The sequence below is a fragment of the Haliscomenobacter sp. genome (assembly GCF_040403615.1).
In the GTDB taxonomy this organism is placed as follows: Bacteria; Bacteroidota; Bacteroidia; order Chitinophagales; family Saprospiraceae; genus Haliscomenobacter.
Window position 1 is genome coordinate 1 of record NZ_JBBAKG010000007.1, and the last position, 2513, is coordinate 2513.

The window sequence follows — 2513 nt, forward strand, 5'->3', positions numbered from 1 at the left end:
GTGCAAAGAACCAGGAATAGTTTGTTTAAATCCATAATTTTTGACACCTTCGCACTTTGAATTTTGAACGAACAAGGACTTATGGGGGAAAAGCTATTTTGCGTTTTTAACCCAAGTCAGTTAAGTCATTGTTTCCCCATTGATTTTAAGTAGGACATGGAAAACATCCAAGCGTTAAGAAATCTTCTTGCCGAACCAAAGAAAGTCGTGATTCTGACCCACCGCAACCCAGACGGAGATGCGATCGGTTCGTCTCTGGCGTTGTATCACTTGTTGAAAAAACAGGGGCATGAGCCAGTCGTAGTATGCCCTTCAGAGTATCCAGGTTTTTTGGAATGGATGGATGGCGTACACCAAATGGTGATTTACGATGCCGACATCGACCTCGCTAAAGCGGAAATTGAATCCGGGGAGGTGTTTTTTTGCCTCGATTTCAATGCGCTTGATCGAATCGACAAAGTAGGCGAAATTTTAGCGCCCATAGCGAAGCCCAAGGTCATGATCGATCACCACCTGGAGCCGGAGTCATTTCCCGATTTCCTGCTTTCGGATACCACTGCCAGCTCCACCAGCGAATTGATTTATGACTTTATCCAGCTGATGGGTTGGGAAGCGTTATTGGATATCAAGATTGGTGAATGTATTTTCACTGGAATTGTCACCGATACCGGATCTTTTAAGTACAGTACTTCACCAAAACTGTACCGCACCGTGGCCAGCTTGGTAGAATTGGGGGTCAACGATTATCTCTTGCAAGATTTGATTACCAACAGCCAGGAGGAAAAACACTTGCGCTTGTTGGGGCATTGCCTGTTCAACCGCATGGAAATTCTGGAAGAATACCGCACTGGCATCATCACTTTGACCAAAGAAGACTACGCGCGTTTTGACATTCAGCGCGGGGATACGGAAGGCATTGTCAACTATATTTTGCGCATTCGGGGCATCATCATGGCCGTTTTTATTACCGAACAGCCCACAATTGTAAAAATCTCCTTGCGTTCTAAAGGGGATTTTTCGGTGCAAGAAATTGCCCAGAAACACTTCAAAGGAGGTGGACATAAAAATGCATCGGGAGGTGCTTCGTTTATTGGTTTGAAGGCCACACTCAAGAAATTCCGTGAGTTGTTGCCCGAATACCGTGAAGCCCTGAACCGCATCAATGAATTTACTGTGTAACCAATTTTGGGTTTTCCGTTTTGGGTTCCGACCTAAAGCCAGGAACCTCTCAACATCAATAACAACATGAGAATTTTGTCATGCCTATTCCTGGCGCTGGTATTGCTGTCAGGATGTAAGAAGGAGCAAAAATTGCCCAGTGGGTACACGTACGTTGTACATACTCACTCCACCGGAAAAGCACTGAAAGCTGGTGATTTTGCCTATTATCGTTTCCAATTGCGGAACGGAGATAGCGTAGTCAACTCCAATTTTCAATTGATTCAAGTACCCGATTCAGCTACTTTGAAGCAGCAGCCTCAAAACCCAATTTTTGAAGCGCTGTTGCGGATGAAAAACAAAGACAGCATCACCATTTTTGTGCCGCTGGATACGCTGAAAGAAGAACAGAAGCCTGAAGGGTTCAAAGGTGCAAAAATCATGTACTACGACATGGTGATCAAGGATGTGTTGACTACTGCTGATATGCAGAAAGTCTTCACCGATTTCCAAAAAACCATGCAGGACAAGACCAAGAAGCGTACCCCTGAGCTGATGAAGTCAGAATTGGCACGCGCCAAAGCTTTTGTTGACAAAACAGCAAAAGAATACCTCGCTGGTACCCTGAAAGGCATCAAAACCACTGCTTCTGGTTTGAAATACCTGGTACACGAACCAGGAACTGGTCCAGTATTCAAAAACGATGACTTTATCTTTGTGGATTACTACGGCGCCCTCACCGATGGCGCCATGTTTGACAACTCTTTTGAGCGGGAAGCAGATTTCTCTTTCCCATTGGGCAAACAACCTTTGATCCCAGGATGGATGGAAGGTCTGCAAATGGTCAAGAAAGGTATGAAGGTTAGCTTCTTCATTCCTTCAGGATTGGGTTATGGCCCTCAGGGTTCACCGCCAAAGATTCCTGGCAACGCTGAATTGATTTTCTACATCGAAGGAAACGATACATTTACACCAAATCCTTACGTGTTGGCTGGCCAACCAGGGATGTAAATTTTATGAACAAGTAGAGACGCGATTCATCGCGTCTCTACTTTCGAATCTTTTAAATACGCGATCAATCGCGTCTCTACCATTTTTTCACCTTTTAAAAAGGAGCATCATGACGATAGAACAATTGCGCGATTTGCGCGAGCGTCTGGTGAGTTTGGGGAGGTATCTTTGACGTCGAGAACCGACTCATCCAGATTGAAGAAAAAGAGCAATTATCACTCGATCCTACATTTTGGAACGACCCCAAGCGGGCCGAAAGCATCCTCAAAGAACTCAAAACCGACAAAAACTGGGTAGAGCAACACCGCAATGCGGAAGCCCATGTAGACGACGCTGAAGTACTC

2 protein-coding genes and 1 pseudogene are annotated in these 2513 nt (G+C 45.1%); all 3 read left to right on the plus strand.

Features of this window, described 5'->3' with window-relative positions; genetic code table 11:
* Positions 1 to 156: 156 nt before the first annotated feature.
* On the plus strand, positions 157 to 1179 hold the full coding sequence (locus ABW391_RS03695) for a DHH family phosphoesterase (RefSeq protein ID WP_353480479.1): 1023 nt from the start codon (positions 157 to 159) through the stop codon (positions 1177 to 1179).
* 66 nt (positions 1180 to 1245) lie between these two features.
* Entirely contained in the window at positions 1246 to 2169 is a 924-nt protein-coding gene (locus tag ABW391_RS03700; RefSeq protein WP_353480480.1) for an FKBP-type peptidyl-prolyl cis-trans isomerase, read from the plus strand.
* A gap of 109 nt (positions 2170 to 2278) precedes the next feature.
* Positions 2279 to 2513 (plus strand): annotated as a pseudogene (gene prfB / locus ABW391_RS03705) (peptide chain release factor 2); the annotation flags it as partial.